The organism is Bradyrhizobium sp. CSS354, assembly GCF_029051725.1.
GTDB lineage: Bacteria > Pseudomonadota > Alphaproteobacteria > Rhizobiales > Xanthobacteraceae > Bradyrhizobium.
On the sequence record NZ_JAACFU010000016.1, the window covers coordinates 1 to 19,420 of the forward strand.

The following is a 19,420-nucleotide window of genomic DNA, read 5'->3' on the forward strand; positions in this document are numbered from 1 at the left end:
GGTGCAGTCGTAACGCGGTCTGCGGCATGCTGACCCGTCAGGGCCTGAAGCGCGGTCACAAGTCGCTCACGGCAAGGCCCAAGATAAGGCAGACACCGAAGCTGAGGGCGACGTCGTCGGCAGCTTGTGCCCTTCCAGTCGCAAAGAAGGTGTCGCGGAACGCAGCGGAGAGGCAGCAGCCTAAGCAATTCAGCAAGCAGCAGCTTTACGAGATACTGGCTGAAGCGGTCAAAAATACCGGCTAAGAGGTCACCGCGAGTGCCGTTGCGCTGCGCTCAGTACTCGGCTCGGCTCGGCAGTTCGGGGGTCGTGCACCTTCCCAAGTTCGTCTGCTTCGGGTCACAAGCGGTCCTGCACCGGCTGCGCGCGGCAGGTCCGCTAGGGCCAAGATGCGACGTCCCCGGTTGATGAGCTTCCAGTATGAACGGCACAAAAAGCCCGGATCGTGCCGGAGCTTTGGAATGCACAATGATCAGTACTTCGCGATGGCGGAACCGCGGAACTCGTAGCTCAGACGCCCGGTTGCGGGTCTACACGGTTCCCCCTTTAACAAATGACCAGAGCGATCCTCACGCAGATCGGACACGTGTGTCTGGCGCGCTACAGCAAATCCGGTGAGGTGGGGTAGCGTTTGGCACACGTTCTTAAACCTGAGAGACTCGAAATGAAAAAGTTCCTTCTCGCTACTGTCGCTTTTGCCGCCCTAGCGGGTACAGCATCGGCAGCTGATATGGCCGCGCGTCCTTACACCAAAGCCCCACCGATGGAGGCCTCGCCGATCTACAACTGGACCGGCTTTTACATCGGCGGTCACGTCGGCGGCGCATTCGGCGGCAGCAACAACATTCTGGCCCCCGGCTTCACCGGCACCAGCAGCAACGATGGTGTGTTCATGGGCGGCGTGCAGGTCGGTTACGACCATCAGTTCTCACCGAACTGGGTGCTGGGCATCGAGGCGAACTACAGCTTCCTCGACACCAATGACAATGCCTTCGTCAACCGTGGGCTCGGTTCGGTCACCGGTCGCCTCGGCTACACTTGGGGTCCGGCGCTGCTGTACGTCAAAGGCGGCTACGCCTGGGCCGACTCCCGCCTTACGAACGGCTTCGGCGGCGGCACATTCACCAACAGCGGCGGTGGTCGCGACGGCTACACCGTGGGCGGTGGTCTCGAATACATGTTCGCCCAGAACTGGTCAGGCAAGGTCGAATACCAGTACTACGACTTTGGCACGCGGAACGCTCTCTTCACCAGCGCCGGTGGTGTTGTTACCGCCGTCGGCTTCCGCAATGACGAGCACACCATCAAGGGCGGCCTGAACTACCGGTTCAATTGGGGTGCCGCCTCGGCTTCTCGTTACTGACGGCTTACGTAATATACTCAAAGGGCCAGCCATACGGGCTGGCCCTTTCTCCTAAGCCGGAATGGCTGGCGCGAGTTGGCGCCTTGCGGTTTTGCCAAGCTCTCCAGCAACTACTCGAGGTCAGCTACGGGCAACAGCGGTCCGCGGCGGGGTGCGCGCGGCAAGCTGTGGACCAGAAGCGGACATATGAATTGAAAGAGAAGCCGGGCCCCAACGGGTACGCGGATGCACTTGCTTGCCGCTGGCGGCGGCAGTCCTGGCATTCACTTGGCTGCGAGCCAACTCCGCAGCGGAGCAGTTCGTCCGCTCCTTTGCCGCCCGAGCCAGAGAGCAGATGGCATCGCTTGCCGGTCCAATGCGCCTTCGAGCACATCGAACACACTTGCATGTCTGATGCATGGTGGAGCAACCTGAAGCGCCCGATGCGAGCCGCACTTCCCGAGCGGGTCAGGCGCGCAAATTCCCTGGCTTACCGCCGCTCGCCCCGTTGCTTATCCTATCGCATACACTATGCAGACTGGCGTGTTGCGGACATCCGTGGTCACAGCATTCCCTGAGAGCGACCAAGGCCCTCCCCCTCACCTCTCCACCGGCACCCCCGCCCCGCGATGATACCGGCTGGAAAAGAACACCAGCGGCGTGGTGTCGCGATGGTCGCAGGTCGAGACTTCGGCGATGATCAGCGTGTGGTCGCCGACGTCGACGTGCTGGGTCACCTCGCAGCCGAACCAGGCGATGCATCCCCGAAGGCGTGGCAGGCCGTCCACGATGTCGTAATCCGGACTGGCGCCGGTGTGCGGCTGGCTCGCGAAATGCCGCGACAGGTCGCGGCCATGGTCGGGCAGGACGTTGACGCAATAGCGTCCGGTCGCGGAGATCGCCCGGTGCATCCGGCCGAGCATGATGGAGACCAGCACGGTCGGCGGCGACAGGCTTACAGTGACAAAGCTGTTTGCAGTCATGCCGCAGACACGGCCGTGCTCGTCCAGCGCAGTCAGTACTGCGACGCCGGTCGCAAAGCGCGACGCGGCTTCGCGGAACGACGCCGGATTGGCGCGTTGCATCTCAGTCTCCGCTCGCGAGGTGGAGGAGCGTTGCACCATCGATCGTCACGCAATGGCTCTGACGGGCTCAGGCGGCGCCGACATGCGTTCGATCCAGGCCTGGATGCGCTGCGGTGTCGAGATGCGGTCCCATTGACGGTCCGGGAAGTTGAAATTCTCGGTGAACTCGTTTGCCAGCGCGGGATTCTGGCTCATCGCGCCGATCAGCATACCGAGCGCCTCCGTGGGCGGCTGCAGCATCACGTTGGTCCAGCGCGACGCCGCCAGCACGCGATCCTGCCGCTTCAGATCGATCTTCTCGCAAAGACGCGCGTCGAGCGCGTCGGAATGGACGATTTCTTCGCCGAGCACGAAGGCAGCATAGGAGGCGATATTGGCGCCCTGGCCCATCATGGGATCGACAATGGCATGGACGTCGCCGAGCGCGATCGCGCATTTGCCGTCGTCGAGCTCGACCACCGTGTGGCGCACCGTCGGGACCACACCGCCTTGCAGCAGATCCTGCGGCTGCGCCAGATCGAAGCGCGCCGTGTCGATCCGATCGTAGGTCGTCGGGTGATGCTTCTCCAGCTTGCCCAGCAGCACCTTCAAAAAGCGCTTCGGGTTGTCGTCGTAGCTGAGCGTCGCCAGCTCTTCCATGTCGCCGCCCGGCACGTTTTCCATCAGCAGCGCGTTGGCAACACCGCCGAAGGTGACGGTCGGAATCACGATCATCTCGCCGTGCCCGGGTGACACCGAGAGCGTGACGTTCATGGGATCGGGCTGCCGCACGCCGGTGTAGAGCCCGACGCACAGTCGCCGTTGCGGCTGCGAATAGGGCGTGTGCTCCGGACGGTAGGTGAAGAGCTGGCCCAGCGGCCCCTTGCCGGTCGAGACGACCAGCAGATCGAAACGGGCGACCAGCGGACGGATGTCGCGCTCTTCGATCCGGCGGTATTCGATCCTGCCGCCGCGGCTGACGAAGTCCTTCATCAACGCGGGAAGATAGATCCGATAGTCGACGGCGCGGCTCGGCTTCGAGAAGTCACCGCGAAAGCTCAGCGGCTGCGGGAAGTTGAAGACGTGGTCGTGATAGTAATAATGATCCTTCGGATCGGTCCAGTGATTGACGCCGAGATAGTCCTCGCGCGCGATCGTGACGTGGTGATGCGCGACGGTGTTGAGCAACCGGATATTGCGATAATCATCAGGCGGCCGGTCGGTGATGACAGTGGCGTCCACGCCATGCTTCTGCAGGTAGAGCGCGAGATGCAGCCCGGCGATTCCGGCGCCGATGATGCCGATGTTGCGTGCCACCGTCGTGTCCTCCCCTGTGATTGTTCGTTTCGAGGAAGCCTAGCCGCCCGCTGTGTTGCACACTACGGAATAAATGGGATATAATTTATTCCGGATCGGAATGAATGATGGACCGGATCGATTGCCTGCGCGCGTTCGTTCGCACCCTCGAGGGCGGCAGCTTCTCGGCTGCGGCCAAGGAGCTCGGCATCGGTCAGCCCGCCATCAGCAAGCGCATCGCGATGCTGGAAGGCGAATTCGGCACGCAGCTGTTTTTGCGCACGACGCGCACGCTGAAACCGACGGCTGACGCGCACCGGATCTACGATCTCGCGCGGCAGATTCTCGACAGTTTCGACATGGCGCGATCGAGCGTCGAACAGGCAGCGCCCCGTCCCGCCGGCACGCTCCGGATTGGCGTGCCGTCTTCGTTCGGGCGACGCTACATGATGCCGGTCATCGCCGAGTATGTCCGGAATTATCCGGAGGTTCGGGTCGACATCCGCTTCAGCGAGCGCTTCGTCAATCTGGTGGAAGAAGGCATCGAGCTCGCGTTGAGGATCGGAAACCTGGAGGCGAGCACACTGGTCGCCCGCCGGCTCGGCACCGTGGAGCGTTATCTGGTCGCGACACCCACCTATCTGCACGGCCGTCCGATGCCGCGGACACCGGATGATCTCGGCTCACACCAGTGCATCGTCTATTCGCGCATGACGCCGGCGCAGCAATGGGCCTTCGAATCCGAGCATGGCCGTCACGTCGCATCCATCAACGGCCCCATCCAAGTCGACGATGCCGACGCGATGCAGGAGGCAACGATGCATCATCTCGGCATCGCCATCCTGCCCGAGTGGAACGCGGCGGACGGCCTTCGCAGCGGCGAACTCGAGCATCTGCTTCCGGACTACGCCATCGCCGCACTGCCCCTGCATGCGGTCTATCCGGAGACGCAGTGGATGTCGCTGCGCGCGCGAAGCTTTCTGAATCTCCTGGTCGAACGCGCCGAGCACTTCGCGCCGGCCTCGTCGCATACCCGTACCGCCAGCGCAGGCGGTTGACGCCATCCCGGCCATCATTAAATGACGCCCATGAAAAAGATCGGATTCCTCTCCTTCGGGCACTGGACGCCCTCGCCGCAATCGCAGACCCGCTCGGCCGCGGATACGCTGCTGCAATCGATCGAGCTTGCGGTTGCGGCGGAAGAACTCGGCGCCGACGGCGCCTATTTCCGTGTGCACCATTTCGCGCGGCAGCTCGCCTCGCCCTTTCCGCTGCTTGCCGCCGTCGGCGCCAGGACCAGCAAGATCGAGATCGGCACGGCCGTGATCGACATGCGCTACGAGAATCCGCTCTACATGGTGGAGGATGCAGGCTCCGCCGATCTCATTGCCGGCTGCCGGCTCCAGCTCGGCATCAGCCGCGGCTCGCCCGAGCAGGTGATCGATGGCTGGCGTTATTTCGGTTATCAGCCGGCCGACGGCGAGAGCGACGCCGACATGGGCCGGCGTCATGCCGAGGTCTTTCTCGACATCTTGCGCGGCGAAGGTTTTGCAAAACCCAACCCGCAGCCGATGTTCCCAAATCCGCCGGGGCTGTTGCGGCTCGAGCCCCATGCGGAAGGCCTGCGCGAACGAATCTGGTGGGGTGCCGGCTCGAACGCGACGGCGGTCTGGGCCGCCAAGCACGGCATGAATCTGCAGAGCTCGACGCTGAAGAACGACGAGACCGGCGAAGCCTTCCATGTGCAGCAGGCCGCGCAGATCCGTACCTATCGCGCTGCCTGGAAAGAGGCCGGCCACGCCCGCGAGCCTCGCGTGTCCGTCAGCCGCAGCATCTTCGCGCTGATCGACGATCGCGACCGCGCCTATTTCGGCTCCGAGCGCGGCGGCGAAGACCAGATCGGCTTCATCGACCCGCGGACGCGGGCGATCTTCGGCCGGAGCTACGCGGCTGAACCGGATGCGCTGATTGAGCAGCTCCGGCAGGACGAGGCGATCGCGGAGGCGGATACGTTGCTGCTCACGATCCCGAACCAGCTGGGCGTGGACTATTGCGCGCATGCGATCGAGGCGATCTTGACGCATGTGGCGCCGGCGCTCGGGTGGAGGTGACGGGAAGGGCAAAGCCAGGCCCGTGTGACCCCGATGGGAGCCGCAGTCGCACGACCTGAAGTCGCGGTTGACTTCAGTCACTACCCTGACAATGATGCCGCCGGGGATTTGGAATTCATCAGGGGCGAAAATGCGGGGTGGTTATCTGGGGGCTCTGGTCGTGGCCGCGTGTCTTGCGGGCTGCGCATCGGGGCCGATGGGCAGTGCGGCTCTCACTGACAACGTCAAGTCAAATACTGCACGGCTTGTGGTCTATCGGACGTCGGCGCTGGGATTTGCGGTTCAGCCCAACTATGTGGTCGACGGGCGCGTGATTGGCGGCAGGCAGGCCGCAGGATTCGTGGCGTGCGAGCTGCCTCCGGGCCGCCACGAGGTCGCCGTCAACAATATGCCGCTGAGTACCAATCTGTTCGGACAGGGCAGCGAGAAGGTGAGCCTCGATCTGCGCGCCGGCAGCACGACCTATCTCTCCGCCCAGCCGCAGATGGGGATCGTGACACCAGGCGCGATCACGCTGATCCAGGTCACGGAGGACCAGGGTCGCGCGGACGTCGCCAGCCTGCATCAGAGCAACGGGTCGTGCGGCAAGGCGTGATTCGAATCGTTCCGCTCTCGAAGCGCTGATGAGACGCCTTGCCCTGACGATCATCCTGCGTCTTGGCCGCTACGCCGTTCTCCCGGTCGTGGCACTGGCCTGCGTGATGCTGACTGTCTGGCTGATGGCAATGGATCGTTACACGGTCGCGACGCTGGCGACCGCACCAATCGTGTTCTCCATATTCACGGCCGCGGTGGCGGTCGCCATTGGCCTGCTGCTCCTGCCCACGCCAAAGCATCGGAGTTTCGAGGCGAGCGAGGAGACCGCCCCAGGCCTCTGGGCGGCGTGGAAGGAGCTCGACCATGGCTTCGTCCGATCCAACCGCAGCTTGCGGATCGACACCAATTTCAACGCATCGATCAGCGAGGTCAGCCGATACGCCGGGCTGTTCGGACGGCAGATCACGATGATCGTCGGCCTGCCACTGCTGATCATCCTGGATGAGCGTGCAGTTCGCGCGGTCATCGCCCATGAAGTGGCCCATGCCCGGCTTCGCCATACCTCGGGAAGCATCAACCTTTCGGATTTCATCGCGGCCTCCGAGAACGTGCTGTTCTACGCCGATCCGGACCACACCATCACGGGACGCATTGCCCGAGCCCTGCTCCGCTCCATGCTCGAATGGCTCGACAGGGAATATCGCACCCTGTCGCGAGAGAACGAGCTTTACGCCGATCTCGGGGCCGCCGAACAAGTTGGCCGCGCCGAGATGGCGCGGGCGCTGGTCCTGATGGAGGCGTGCGGAACGCGTCTCACCGATCTCATCTACGCCCCTTTGGAGAAAGAGGTGCTGGGCGCCATCCATGCACCCCGCCCGCCCTTTGAGCGCGTCTTGAACCAGCTCGGGGACATCAGGGCGCCTGAGCCGATGACCGCGGCTGCCGTCGCCGGCCTGACGCGCGAGCACGATCCGGACGCGACGCACCCGCCCTTTGCCAAGCGGCTTGCCAATCTCGGATACACCGGCGTTCCCGATATTGGCGACATCGAGACATCCGCTATCGAGCAGCTTCTCTCGCAGGGCGCGGCAAAGGACATCGCGGCCCGCTTCGACGACGAATGGCGGAAAAAGGCGCGGGCTTGGGTGACCGTCGGCTGGTGAGCTACGGGCTACGTCGCGGGCTGGTAGTGTGCCAGCTGCTCCGGGTCGGCATCCGGAGCCGAGACCGTCTGCGCCCTGATGTGGCTGCCGATGACCAGCCCGGTGAGCGAGAGCATGAGCCCAAGCGCCAGCGGCGCGAACAAGGCCTCTTCCTGAAACAATCCATTCAGCAGCACGACCATGACGCCGAAGCCTGCGAGCCCCTGCGTCAAATATCCGGAGAACGCATAAAGACGCCAGGCCTTCAGCGCCACCGCGAAATGAAACGCCAGCGGAACGAGGGCCGCGATGCCCATCTGGTACAGCAGGACGCCGATCGCACTCTCGACGGCGCCGTTGGTCGTTCCGGCGGCCTGCGCGGCGCTCCAGTCGATTGAGAAATAGTCGTCCGACAGATTTCCGCCAACTCCCAGGCCGCGGCCAAACGGCTTTTCGAGAAATCCGTTCAAGCCTCCCATGAGGCCAAGAACGTGATAGTCGCCGATCTGCAAGCCAACGCGGATCGCGGCAATTGCAAACACGATCAACGCCACGAAGCCGAGCCATAGCGTCACCACGGCGCCGAGCAGACGGGTCGATATCCAGGCCGCAGCCACGAAAACCACCACGATGAGCGCTCCCTTGACGCTGCAAACGATCAGCAGCGGCAACGCCACAAGGGCCAGAACCGGCCGTCCTACCGAAAACAGGAAAAGCCCGAAAAAAGCGATCCCGTACGCGAAGCTGATCGGGTGCATATTCGGTCCGTGGATGCGGAGGATCTTCGACAGGCCGAACCCTTCGAGCAGGGGCGTATTGAGAAAGTCGAAGCTGAAGCGATCCTTCAGATCGACCGGTACGTTGCCGGTAGCGCGCATCTCGGCTTCCCAAACGCCGGAACGGGCCGCCTTGAGCTCGTCGAAACCCCAGAACGTGTAGCCGTTGGTGATGGCCAGCCAGAAATCCCGAAACGCAAACTCGACGTATCCGCACAGGATCAGAATGGCTCCAAGCGTCACCAGGAATGGCGTGGCGCGAACCTCATAGGTCGCGGCCGTCAGCAGCGAGAGCTGGAACAGGAACAGCGGCAGCACGATGTTGCGCAGATAGACCGTTGCCGCCTGGCCATCCTGCACGAAGCCGATCGCAAAATACAACGACACCACGGCGAGGGTCACGACACCCCAGCGCATGATTTGATTGACGTCCGTCGACCTGTTCCTTTGGCCGGCGACGTACAGCCCAAACGTCGTCAGCCACATCACGGAGCAGACGAGAAAATTGTAGCCTTTGATGAAGTCCAGGTCGGACGGCGCCGAAATCAGCGGCGACAGGATCGAGACGAAAAGGTTCTGGAAGAACAGGACGAAGATTGCGATGGCCGGCGCGTAGGTTGGAACCGCAACCACGATGGCGATGGCGACGAGAACTTCGACGGTCAGAGACAGGACCGGGCTCGCCACGTGCAGGACCGGCACAAAGCCGATGGTTGCGATGGCGATGCAGAGCGTCGGGATCAGCTCGCGCCAAGGCGAACGTGAAGGCGAACGCGTTGGCTCGGGACAGCCCGCCTGTACGGCTTGAAGATGCGGTGAGGTCCCGCCACTCATGACTCGTCCTTTGGCGCAGCGCGGCGGCCACGATAGCGGCAGGAAGCGTAAGGATTCGTTAACGATGGCGGACCGGGTTCAGCGCCGGCCGGGCCTGGTCGCGCCGAGCAGCGCGCGCATGACGTCGGGATCGGGCTTGCCTGTGCCGTTTTCGAGCAGGCCGAATCCCTGCGCCAGCTCCCAATGCGTCCAGCCCCAGCAATGCGCCCGCGCATATGCGGTCACGGCCGCGAGCCAGCGCGCGCGGCTGTCCCGGGGTGCCACGGCTTTCAACACGCCAAATTCGTTGATGATGATCGGACGCGAAAATTGCTGCTGCCACGCGATCGCGGGCTCGAGCCAGCGGCTGACATCCGGCTTGTCCCTGGCGACGGCAATCGCCGTGTCGAGCATGCCGAGCGCCTTCGTCGCGCCTCTGTCCTGCAAGTCCCGGCGGAGCGCCTGAACCCCGGGATCGCCGGCGCTGATCGGATAAGGCAGATCCGTGATGTCGTGCAGCGGATCCTGCACGTCCCAATGGCCCTGGTGTGTGAACACCATGGGATCGTAGAAATGGATGGCGTAGACGACGTTTGGATCCGGCAACGGGCGAAACCGCGGCAGCGAGTCGGCGCGTTGCCAGTCGACCGGGCCGACGATCAGCGTGGTCGCGGGAAGCAATTGTCGAACGAAAACAGCGAGCGTTTCGACCTGCTTTTGCCATCTATCGGCTTCGATGTCGGGCTCATTGAGCAGCTCGGCGAAGACGCGGTCGGCCGGAAACGATTGAATGACCCGGGCGAGCGTGCCCCATGCATCCTCCAGCTCGCGCAGCGACGCGTCGGCGTCGTCCTTGTGCAGGCGATTGAAACGATCGCCGGGATGAAGATCGACGGAGATTGAATAGCCGAGCGAGATGAGCTGCTTCAATGCCTCGTCGAGCGCCCGGAGCGTCTCATCGCGTTCCACGTTCGAGGTGAAGCGCAGCATCACGCGCTCGGCCGGTACCGGCAAGCGGACATGAGTCATCCCCGCCTTGCGAAGTTGCTGCAGCAACTCGCGCGTTGGAGGCGCGGATTTTTCGCCATTGATCCAGCCGTCGGCATTGAACCCGCGCGACAGCGCGGCGAGCCTGTCCGGCGCGATGGTCTGCGGGACAGGCACGCAAGTTTCGGCCGATGCCACTGATGCGAGCGACATTGGCATCAAGATCGTGGGCAGCAAGATCGTGGAGAGGAGCAGACGACGGCACGTCGTCATCGTCAAATCGCCCTGCTAAGCGGGCCGCCGCCGGGGTGAGGCGCGGCAGAGCCCGCGGGCGCATGATTGACGACGAGGCCGGTCGGGATGGTGTCGTACTTCGATAGCGCGGCGGTCACCCGTCGCATCGCCGCCGAACCGAGCTCGCCGGCGCGCACCACCGGGATGATCAGGTCCGCGTGCGCGGCGAGCGCGATCGCATCCGGCTGCAAGGCAAGATTGTTCGCATGGACGATGATCAGGTCGAACTCCGAGCGAATGTCGTCCTCTGGCCGCGCATTGGCCTTCCTGCCGGCGCTGAGCAGCTCGTCGATCGACTGGAGCCCCGCAGTGGTGGAGCCGTCCTGCCATTCGGTCACCGGCGGCTGGGCGCCCGCGAATTCCGGCTGCAGCCTTATCAGCACGCTCATCATCCCGCGATTGACCGCCGCGCGATTGAGGGAGCGCGCAACGGTGTTGCCGCCGGCGCTCTTGCCGACCGACAGCACGAGGGCGACCTTGCAGCCACGCACCGGGGCACGATCGATACGCTCGAGCAGCGGACGCAAGTAAGTGCCGAGATCGAGCTCGGCTGTGGCGGCAATCGGTCGTTGCCAGACAGTGTTGGGCGCAGCTCCCGACATCAGTTCAGGAATGCGGGACCAGACCGGAAGGTTCGGCATCGCCTCGGGTTGCTGCACGGCTGGAGCCGGACGCTGGACTTGCCGCTTGAGCATCTCCCTCGCCTCCGCATGCGCCGGCGTTCGAGCCGGAGCCTCGGCAGGATCGGACTTGTCGGACATGCTCGTCATTGCCGCAACCGCAGCGGTTGACGTCAGCAGCGAGCCGATCGCGAGCGCGGCGAGCAGCAGCGCGAGCGGCGGACGCGTGGAGCGCAGCGGCGGGATCGCGGGCGAGGCGATCTTGGTCTGCGAGCTCTGAAGCTGACGCTGCTCGTTGGTCGTCTTGAACCGCGACAAGAACTGCTCGTAGATGTTCTTGTTGGCATCGGCATCGCGCTGCAGTTCCTGCAGCTTCACGAGCGCCTGACCGTCCAGCAGCATCTGCGTCTCGACCGCCTTGAGCTGCTTCTCCAGCGCAGCCTGCTGCTCGAGCTGGGCCTCGTATTCGGATTTCGCGGTGTCGATGTTTTTCTTCCGCTCGACCTCGATCTGCCTGTTGATGTCAGCCAACTGGCTGTAGGAAATCGCAAGATCAGGATGGCGCTCGCCGTAGACCGCCTTCTTCTGTGCGATCTGGTCGTTCAGGGTCGAGCGCTGCGCGCGCAGCATGCTCAGGAGATCCTGCTTCACCGGACCTTCGACATTGGCCTTGAGATCGCGCTGCACCTGCTCGTAACGCGCCTTGGCTTCCTCGGTGCGCGCGCGAGCGGCGGAGACCTGCTGGTTCAGGTCAGTCACCCGCAATTGCTGGGTGGTGGAATCCTTGCCGGCATTGAGGATCTTGTGCTCGAGTCGGAAGGCTGCGACGGCGTCTTCCGAGACGCGCAGGCGCTCGTTCAGCGCCTTCAGCCGGTCCTTGAGCCAGTCGGCCGCCTCGTCCGTCGCATCGCTGCGGACGCGGCTCTGGGTCGCGACGAACGCCTCTGCGATGGCATTGGCATAATAAGCCGCCCGCTCCGCATTGTTCGAGGTGAACGAGATGGCGATGACGTAGGTCAGGCCACGACGCGAGATATCAAGACGGCTGCGGAGTTTTTCGAGCAGGCGCGTCATGTCGGTATGACCGCCTGCGATATCTTCGTCGTCGGCGATCTTGAGCTTCTCGATCAAGGGCCGGAGAAAGCCGTCCGACTTGGCGATCTCGATCTGGCTCTGAAGCGCAGCGGCGTCCTGGCCGATGCCAGGCAGCACGTCCTGATCCGTGGTGACGCGCAGCTCGCGGGGATCGACCACGACGAGCGCCGTCGCGGCATACCGGACCGGCAGCACCATCAGCACGACGAGGCCGAGCGCGAAAAGTGCCAGCGCCAGCATCAGGATGCGCCGGCCGTTCTCGCGCAGGAAAGAGAACGCACCGGTGAGGGTCAGCGATCCCTTGATCAGCGAGGGTGCTGTGTTGTCGGGCGTCGCCGCCGCAGCCCGCGGCGCTTCCCACGAAGCCGCGGGCTCCGTCGGGGCGATGCTTCGCGGAGATGCGCTTCTACCGAACGCCATGGAATTGGACTCGAAATCAACTGACAGGCACAGCCTAGAGACTTGCTACACCGTAAATATCCATGGTTAACCCGCGGTTACGGCGGCCGCGAAGCTCGGTAAACGGTTCGTTAAGAGACGACGCACGGCCCTGCGCGTAGAGCGGTCCCGCGCGTCCGGGCACCGGGCGACACCGAATGCACGCGCTTGCGAATGAGTTTTCTTGTGCGCTTCGACGACCTGGCGCCGGATTATGCCGCGCCGGATCTCAAAACAAAGCGGCGCTGGCAGCCTGTCCGTTGATCATTGCGGCAACCAGAGAGAGCAGCAAGCACGCGCCCGAGAAGGTCACGAGGACTTTCAGAGTTTCAACATCAACGTCGGTTCTCGTCGCCCGGGATATCGCCTTTGCCAATGCAGCCATCATTGCCAGCTCCGAACAGGCCGCGTGGAGGCGCGCCTGATTCCCATCGAGTGTCATTGGGCGCGTTTGCGTGTGAAGCAGATTACAGGTGATGTTGCGTGCCGAACCTCACAGGGCAGCGATGCGCGAAGCAGATCCGACCGGATTGTCTCGCCTTCGCGCCATGATGCCACGGGCAAACAAACGCTGGATCCGGCCGTCAAATCCCGCCGGGTAGCTCAACGCCCGCTTCCGTCAGGTCACGGAGGAATTTCCGCACCAGGAGCATGTTGGTTCTCTGCAGCTCGTGATTATTGCCGAACTTGAACTGGTTGGCTTCGGTGACGATCAGTCCCTGGTCGGTCTCGCGGAAAATGCCCTGCTTCTTCAACCGATCGGCGCGCCGCCGCACGGTTTCGATCGGCAGACCGAAAAAGCGGGACAGGGCGGCACGGGAAACGCCCTGCTTGATCTGATCCGGCTCAACCGCCTGGATGCTGCCAAATTGCCGGTCCAGTTCGGGGTTCTTCATGATCTTGAGAACGTTGGCGTTCAAGACCGCATGAATGATCATCAAGTCCAGCGGATCGAAATCGTAGTGGCGGAACATTTCGCTGGCTGCGCACAGCATGTAAGCCAACGAGTGGCGGGAGACGGTTCGGATCAAATCCGACGCGATTTCCTCGCCTTCAGTCGTACCAACCATGGCCAGTGCCCGCTTCTACGGATTTCCGGTTCGACGCCCACAAGCCGGTTCTATGTATCAGTGGCGCACCGCGCCTGAGGCAGGACCGGTCTGCTGTTTCCCCCAATATGGGTATGGTCGCTGTTCCATCGGGTCAATAGCTGGCTTGGCGGCAATATCATTTTCACCGATACGGGGTTGAATTGTCAGGCGCGCAATTGGCGCGTGCCAATTGTGGTCATGGGCCAAATGTCATTTATCATCGAAGCTATTAAAGACGACTGCCGCACCGTGGATTTCCGTGACAGCGCGATCGTTGCGGTGATCGTGGCCCGCAAGCACGCGGTGAATGGTTTTGTGGTTTCGATCACGGCTCCGGACGGGCAGCTTTTTTCCGCCGATCAGTTCAGCCGTTTGCTGACGAGCAAGGGGCTCGGTTCGGACCCGGCGGCGCAGGAAGTTGGGCGGCGCTAAAGCGGGCTTTGTTACGGCACGCGGAATCCTGGAAGCAGTGCAGCGAGTTGTAATCGCGAAATCGCATACGCCGCTGGGGATGAAACCGAACGGGTCGGGTGGGGAAATCGGCGCTGATCGCGTATTCCGAAATGGCGCGCCGCGCCCGATGAAGATGGGCACTATTGCTTCGCCGTGGCGCTATGATGCTGTATTCAAAATCACGTCAGAACCCGAAGACGTGTGATCGCCTGTGATTTAGCGCGCTCAAGCGATGGAATCATTAGACCAACAACTTCATGACGGCATCGCTGAGGTCGCCCCTCAGATCAGCCGGTTGTGCGATGAGGCCCGTGACGTATGCGCCGTTAATGATCAGCGCTATTTGTGACGCGGTGCGGTTGGGATCGCCGACGCCAAGTTTGCCAAGCACGGCCGCAAGCCTCGTCCGCATTTCCTCCTTGTTGCGCCGGGCGATGACCCGGCCCGGATGGTTGTCGTCAGGAAATTCCGTCGCTAGGTTGAGGAACGGACAACCGCGATAGGCGGGGTGCGTGATCCGCTTTGCGATACCGGATAGCAGCGCCTCGAGAATAGCGCGTGGATCACCCGCGTGCTGGTCTTCAATACGATCCCACCACGCCCAGAACAACCGATCCTGTTCGGCGGCGAAGGCAGCAATCAAAGCGTCCTTCGATTCAAAAAGGCGATAGAGACTCGTCTTCGAGACACCGGATCGCTCGACGACCGTGTCTACGCCGATGGCGCGGATGCCTTCGCGGTAAAACAGTTCGCTTGCCGTCGCAAGGATACGCTCGCGGGCGCTCACTTCGCCCTTTGGCGGGGCGCCCCGCCGGGGTCGGGTTACTGTCTCCATATCCGCTTGCTCTCGCCTTGACGACTTATCGTTTGACAATGTTACAGACCTGTCCGTAATATAAAAGTTACTAACAGGTCTGTAACTTTAATGGAGAGATATCCATGCGTGCGATGCAGGCGGAAACGTTCTCCGGCTATGGCGGGCTGCGGCAGATCGAATTGCTCAAACCGAAACCGGCAAAGGACAGGTTGCTGGTTCGCGTCACGGCCGCCGGCGTCACGCCGCTTGATCACACAATTCTGTCGGGTGGACTGCCCCGGGCGAAGGCGCCGTTGGTGCTCGGCAATGAAGGCGTCGGCGTGATCGAGGATGCCGGCGACTCCGGTTTGGCGGTGGGAAGTCGCGTGATGTTCGCCGGTCCCTATGGCGTTCGCGAAAACGGCGCATGGCAAGAATGGCTGCTGGTGAGCCCCAAAGATGCAGCGCTCGTGCCCGACGCGATCGACAATGTCGTCGCGGCCAGCCTCCCGGTGGCCTATCTGACGGCGCAGATCACGCTGACGCTCGCAGGGTTCAAACCGGGCAAATCGGTGCTGGCTCCGGCAATCGGTGGGTCGGTGGGCAACGCGACCTATCAGCTCGCGCGGGCACAGGGCGCCGGCAAGGTGATTTCAACGGCCGGCAGCGCTGCGAAAGCTGCCAGAGCACGCGAGCTTGGTTTCGAAGACGTGATTGACCTTTCCGCGGAAGATCTTGCCGACGGCGTGCGCCGGATAACGGACGGCAAGGGCGTCGACATCGTTATCGATGGCATCGGCGGCACCGTGACCAGTGAGGCGCTGAGCACCCTCACACTCGGCGGTGTGCTGATTACGCTGGGCTATTCCGCCGGACGCAAGACTACGATCGATGTGACAGACCTGATCTGGAAAGGCGCGCGTATGAGCGGGTTCTCTTTGTTCGCCCAGTCACCGCTCGACGTTGCCGCGGCATGGCGGGACATCATTCCGTTGATCGTGGGCGGATCAGTCAAACCTGTCGTCGAGCGGGTCTATCTCCTCGGTGAAGCGGGCGAAGCCCTGCGCCATCTGATCGAGGATCGACCGTTTGGCAAAGTCGTCCTGGCTGGATGATGGACATGCCAACGCTATCCGCACAGCTCCCGCGCGAGCGCACAATTCGCTGGGACGATCCGCAAGCCTTGGCCGCAGCAGGTCAGACGATGAGCGGGCGAGATTTCATCGAAGCTATGCTTCGAGGCGACGTTCCGCTCCCGCCGATCTGCCGTCTGGTCGATTTCAGCATCGACCGAGTTGGGGATGGCAGCGTTGAAATGGTTCTGAAGCCGCAAGAGTCGCAATACAATCCGATCGGCTCAGTCCATGGCGGCATAATCGCCACGGTTCTCGACTCGGTAATGGGCTGCGCCGTCCACACCAAGCTTCCCTTCGGACGGGCGTACACGACGCTGGAGATCAAGGTGAATTACCTCCGGGGCGTCAATCGCGAGTCCGGACCAATGAAGGCGGTCGGGCGCGCCATCCATCTGGGCCGCCAGACAGCGATGGCGGAAGCGAGCTTGTCGGATGCGAGTGGCAGGCTTTTCGCCCAGGCGAGCACGACCTGCCTGATCTTCGAGGTGGTACCGCATAGAGAACCGTGACGTCGCATGATCGCTGCCGCCGTGAAAGGTCGGTTGCTGCGAGCTAATGACTGCTACTTCATCACAGCGCCAACCAGACCAAATCAGACCTATATAGCTGGTCAAACAGCGCGCGAGCTGTGGGAAAAACGGCGGAGATCAAGATGCGCTTGCGTCGAACGGTAGCCGCAGGCTGTCCATATCGTGCTTTGGCGTAAATGGCGCGCCCGGAACGATTCGAACGTCCGACCCTCAGATTCGTAGTTTTAGCCAGGCGCCAAATCCTGGTTAAGGGTCGTTAAGCAAGATCGCGCCGGAGGAGACTAAGCCGCGGATTTGACGATGGAAATTAACTTTCCTTAGTCAAACCGACGCTACACCTCCAGATTGCGACGCGCGGTACTGGGCTTCTGCATACGTGCAAATACCGTGCAGGAGGTACCATGTCCGCTACGTCTACCCGCCGCATCTTACTGACCGACAAGGCCGTCAAAAGCCTGCCCTATGCCGAAGCCAAGCCTCAGATCGTTCGTGATGCCCGTATCCCAGGCTTTCACGTCTGGGTCGGAAAAACCACCAAGACCTACCGGCTCCAGTACGAGACGCCCCGGGTCGGCGGCAAGCGCGGCACCACGATGGTCCAGTGGCTGGGTGAACATCCCCACGCCACCGCAGATGAGGCAAGAGCCAAGGCCCTCGAGATCCAGGCGCTGCGCGCCCGCGGCGAGGCCATCCCCCGTCTCGTCGTCGCCGCCGTCCCGGAAGCCGTGCCCGCCCTGACATTCAAGGCGGCCTGGGACGCGTACAAAGCGGCAATCACAAAGGAGGGTAAGAGCGTCCGGACCATTGCCGACTACCAGGACAAGTTCGATCGTCACCTGAAGGATTGGCATGGTCGGCCACTGGCCGACATCAAGCGCGAGGACGTAATACAGGAGCACGCCGCGATCACGGAGCGCGCCCGCAAATCAAGGGCGGGCCAAAAATACTCGAGCGGCAAGTACGCCGCTAACGGCACGATGCGCTTCGCTCGTGCGGTTTGGAACTACGCCAAGGATGAGCTTGAAGCCCCGGGGCTCCCTCAGCGCAACCCGTTCCGGTCGGGTAAGCTATTCCATAAGGAAAAGGCTCGCAGCACAGGCATGGGCGTCTCAGAGCTTCCTGCCTGGTGGGCCCAGCTCCAGGCGCTGGCCAATCCTATCCGCCGCGAACTGCATCTCTTCAGCCTTCTATCCGGATTGCGACGCACCGACGTTATCACCGGACGATGGGCAAACCTCGACGTTATACGCCCCTCTCTCAAGCTCCCCTCACCAAAAGGGGGCGACGAGCGTGCGTTCGAAATGCCGCTCTCGAACGCGATGGTTGAATGCCTCGAGCGCGCTCGAGAAGCGGGGCGTACCTATTTCCCCGAGGAAAGCAAGGAATGGATATTCCCTGCTGCTGGCGGCCACGTTGCTGAAGTGAAGGAAGAAGGACGACAGAAGCTGTCACACACGGGCCATGCTTTGCGGCATTCATTTCGTACTCTTGCTGGCGCTGCAGGTATCGACCGACTTCGGTTGAAGATCTTGATGAACCACGCCATCGACGACGACGTCACGGACGCCTACGCTAATGTGCCAGCCCTCTTCGCGTCACTACTGGACGCGCAAGAACAAATCTCCGCTTTTATTCTTAGGCACATTTCACTAGGGGCGAGCAAATGATGACCGACCCCGAAGCGAACTACCATCGGGAACTGATCGCGCTCGGCACTGAATTGTGTCTGACTCTCGGCGCCGATGAGGAACGTATTCTTGATCAACTTGGCAAACTCAGTCACGAGTTTGCAAAACAACTCATCACCCTAGGCTACCCGCAACTCATCGAAAGTCGCTTAGCCGACCTCGACTTTAAGAACACTCTTCAACGTCCATTCTATCCCCTCTGGACCGTTGACGGCATGCTTTCGAAGAAAGGTCGACCGACTGCCGATAGCTGGATGCAGTGTCGCGGTTTGAACTGGAGAGGCAATGTGAAACTTCTCAGAGCCGAAATCGAGGACGCGCTGGTGCGGGGCGAAGTGGTGCCGCAGATCGGCTTTGATATCTCGCTCACAACGCTCCAGCGAAGCCGCTTCGTTAACTAATCGCCAAGATCAGAATTGACGAATGACCATCCAAGCAAATAATGCGTGGTCAGAAGGCTCGTCCTTCACTTCTAGCGGCTGCCGTCAAATGGCCCGGCAGCCGTACATACCGGTAGCGATCGCCTTCCCCGTTGCGAGAAGGTAGTCGGCCATCAAGCGACCCGGCAATGCAACCCAATCGTCGATTGGGACGTGTTGTCGCATGCTCGCTTTTGACACCTAGTCAAACACTTCGCGATCTTCCGACGGCGCTCCTCAATCGGCACAGACCGATGGAATCGCTATGTCGGATATCAGCCGTACGCCAACGTCGCCGCAGCCGGACTACCCTCTTCCCGATCTTGAATTGCTAATCGAGCGCATTGTCGAGGCGACTCTCGCTAGAGCTGGCGCTTTAGAGAGCAGGCCCTTCATTAACAGCAAGGCGTGCGCGGAGCTCCTTGGAGTTGCGCCAGAGCATCTGTGCGCGATGCGCGCCAGAGGACAAGGCCCGCCTTGGGCGGGCGACGGCAAATGGATCCGCTATCGGCGATCCGACGTCATCCGCTGGCTATCCCAGCTTCCCACTCGTCAACAGACCCCCCTCTAAACAGAAAGCGACAATTATGTTCGTTTCAAGTGAACACCAAAACGTCCTGCTCTTCCCCGAACAGAAGGTTGAGCGCGACTTGTCCACTGAGGACCTTCTACAGGAGCTCGCAGAAGAGATCCGGGATAGGTCACGGTCAACGACCGCGGCGGTTATCGCGATTGGCGTCGCGTTAGCGCGCGGCAAGGACCGCATCAGGCACGGTGAATTCGCGAAATGGG

19 protein-coding genes and 1 pseudogene are annotated in these 19,420 nt (G+C 62.1%); 12 read left to right on the plus strand and 8 right to left on the minus strand.

Features of this window, described 5'->3' with window-relative positions; translation table 11 throughout:
• Together GWG67_RS29350 and GWG67_RS29355 are read left to right on the plus strand one after the other, a co-directional pair.
• A partial coding sequence (locus GWG67_RS29350; protein ID WP_275172807.1) for a GcrA cell cycle regulator occupies positions 1 to 245 on the plus strand: 245 nt, incomplete at its 5' end.
• 419 nt (positions 246 to 664) lie between these two features.
• Positions 665 to 1,363, plus strand: coding sequence for an outer membrane protein (locus tag GWG67_RS29355; protein WP_275172808.1), 699 nt, complete (start codon positions 665 to 667; stop codon positions 1,361 to 1,363).
• Between the two features lie 578 nt (positions 1,364 to 1,941).
• On the opposite strand, the gene styB is transcribed toward GWG67_RS29355, so the two are convergent.
• Together styB and styA are read right to left on the minus strand one after the other, a co-directional pair.
• Positions 1,942 to 2,427, minus strand: a complete 486-nt coding sequence (styB, locus tag GWG67_RS29360) for a styrene monooxygenase NADH-dependent flavin reductase subunit StyB (RefSeq protein WP_275172809.1) — start codon at positions 2,425 to 2,427, stop codon at positions 1,942 to 1,944.
• A 45-nt stretch (positions 2,428 to 2,472) separates the two neighbouring features.
• On the minus strand, positions 2,473 to 3,723 hold the full coding sequence (styA, locus tag GWG67_RS29365) for a styrene monooxygenase subunit StyA (RefSeq protein ID WP_275172810.1): 1,251 nt from the start codon (positions 3,721 to 3,723) through the stop codon (positions 2,473 to 2,475).
• 107 nt (positions 3,724 to 3,830) lie between these two features.
• Here styA and GWG67_RS29370 point away from each other — a divergent pair, with 107 nt between their 5' ends.
• From GWG67_RS29370 to GWG67_RS29385, 4 genes are all read left to right on the plus strand, one after another.
• On the plus strand, positions 3,831 to 4,760 hold the full coding sequence (locus tag GWG67_RS29370; protein WP_275172934.1) for a LysR family transcriptional regulator: 930 nt from the start codon (positions 3,831 to 3,833) through the stop codon (positions 4,758 to 4,760).
• 30 nt (positions 4,761 to 4,790) lie between these two features.
• Positions 4,791 to 5,813: an LLM class flavin-dependent oxidoreductase gene (locus GWG67_RS29375; RefSeq protein WP_275172811.1), complete on the plus strand. Its 1,023-nt coding sequence runs from the start codon at positions 4,791 to 4,793 to the stop codon at positions 5,811 to 5,813.
• 130 nt (positions 5,814 to 5,943) lie between these two features.
• Positions 5,944 to 6,408 (plus strand): DUF2846 domain-containing protein, encoded by a 465-nt coding sequence (locus GWG67_RS29380; protein ID WP_275172812.1) that lies wholly within the window; start codon positions 5,944 to 5,946, stop codon positions 6,406 to 6,408.
• Positions 6,409 to 6,436: 28 nt separating this feature from the next.
• Positions 6,437 to 7,513: a M48 family metallopeptidase gene (locus GWG67_RS29385; protein WP_275172813.1), complete on the plus strand. Its 1,077-nt coding sequence runs from the start codon at positions 6,437 to 6,439 to the stop codon at positions 7,511 to 7,513.
• Positions 7,514 to 7,521: 8 nt separating this feature from the next.
• Here GWG67_RS29385 and GWG67_RS29390 read toward each other — a convergent pair whose 3' ends face one another.
• The 5 genes from GWG67_RS29390 to GWG67_RS29410 form a co-directional block, all read right to left on the minus strand.
• On the minus strand, positions 7,522 to 9,102 hold the full coding sequence (locus tag GWG67_RS29390; protein ID WP_275172814.1) for a hypothetical protein: 1,581 nt from the start codon (positions 9,100 to 9,102) through the stop codon (positions 7,522 to 7,524).
• Between the two features lie 78 nt (positions 9,103 to 9,180).
• Entirely contained in the window at positions 9,181 to 10,245 is a 1,065-nt protein-coding gene (locus GWG67_RS29395) for a glycoside hydrolase family 5 protein (protein WP_275172815.1), read from the minus strand.
• Between the two features lie 98 nt (positions 10,246 to 10,343).
• Positions 10,344 to 12,497: a GumC family protein gene (locus GWG67_RS29400; protein ID WP_275172816.1), complete on the minus strand. Its 2,154-nt coding sequence runs from the start codon at positions 12,495 to 12,497 to the stop codon at positions 10,344 to 10,346.
• Between the two features lie 247 nt (positions 12,498 to 12,744).
• Positions 12,745 to 12,903 (minus strand): hypothetical protein, encoded by a 159-nt coding sequence (locus GWG67_RS29405; protein WP_275172817.1) that lies wholly within the window; start codon positions 12,901 to 12,903, stop codon positions 12,745 to 12,747.
• A 196-nt stretch (positions 12,904 to 13,099) separates the two neighbouring features.
• Entirely contained in the window at positions 13,100 to 13,546 is a 447-nt protein-coding gene (locus GWG67_RS29410) for a hypothetical protein (RefSeq protein ID WP_275172818.1), read from the minus strand.
• Between the two features lie 267 nt (positions 13,547 to 13,813).
• Between GWG67_RS29410 and GWG67_RS29415 the strand changes: the two genes are divergently transcribed.
• The gene (locus GWG67_RS29415) at positions 13,814 to 14,038 is read left to right on the plus strand and encodes a hypothetical protein (protein WP_275172819.1); all 225 of its coding nucleotides are present in this window, start codon (positions 13,814 to 13,816) and stop codon (positions 14,036 to 14,038) included.
• Between the two features lie 262 nt (positions 14,039 to 14,300).
• On the opposite strand, the gene GWG67_RS29420 is transcribed toward GWG67_RS29415, so the two are convergent.
• Complete coding sequence (locus GWG67_RS29420) at positions 14,301 to 14,846, minus strand: TetR/AcrR family transcriptional regulator (RefSeq protein WP_342761063.1); 546 nt, start codon at positions 14,844 to 14,846, stop codon at positions 14,301 to 14,303.
• A gap of 152 nt (positions 14,847 to 14,998) precedes the next feature.
• On the opposite strand from GWG67_RS29420, the gene GWG67_RS29425 reads away from it, so the two are divergent.
• The 5 genes and pseudogenes from GWG67_RS29425 to GWG67_RS39115 all read left to right on the plus strand — a co-directional run.
• Complete coding sequence (locus GWG67_RS29425) at positions 14,999 to 15,970, plus strand: zinc-binding alcohol dehydrogenase family protein (RefSeq protein WP_275172821.1); 972 nt, start codon at positions 14,999 to 15,001, stop codon at positions 15,968 to 15,970.
• Between the two features lie 5 nt (positions 15,971 to 15,975).
• Positions 15,976 to 16,500 (plus strand): PaaI family thioesterase, encoded by a 525-nt coding sequence (locus tag GWG67_RS29430; protein WP_275172822.1) that lies wholly within the window; start codon positions 15,976 to 15,978, stop codon positions 16,498 to 16,500.
• A 422-nt stretch (positions 16,501 to 16,922) separates the two neighbouring features.
• Positions 16,923 to 18,188, plus strand: coding sequence for an integrase family protein (locus tag GWG67_RS29435; protein WP_275172823.1), 1,266 nt, complete (start codon positions 16,923 to 16,925; stop codon positions 18,186 to 18,188).
• Positions 18,185 to 18,610, plus strand: coding sequence for a hypothetical protein (locus GWG67_RS29440; RefSeq protein ID WP_275172824.1), 426 nt, complete (start codon positions 18,185 to 18,187; stop codon positions 18,608 to 18,610). The genes GWG67_RS29435 and GWG67_RS29440 overlap by 4 nt, the downstream gene beginning before the upstream one ends.
• A gap of 605 nt (positions 18,611 to 19,215) precedes the next feature.
• Positions 19,216 to 19,410 (plus strand): annotated as a pseudogene (locus tag GWG67_RS39115) (hypothetical protein); the annotation flags it as partial.
• Positions 19,411 to 19,420 lie beyond the last annotated feature (10 nt).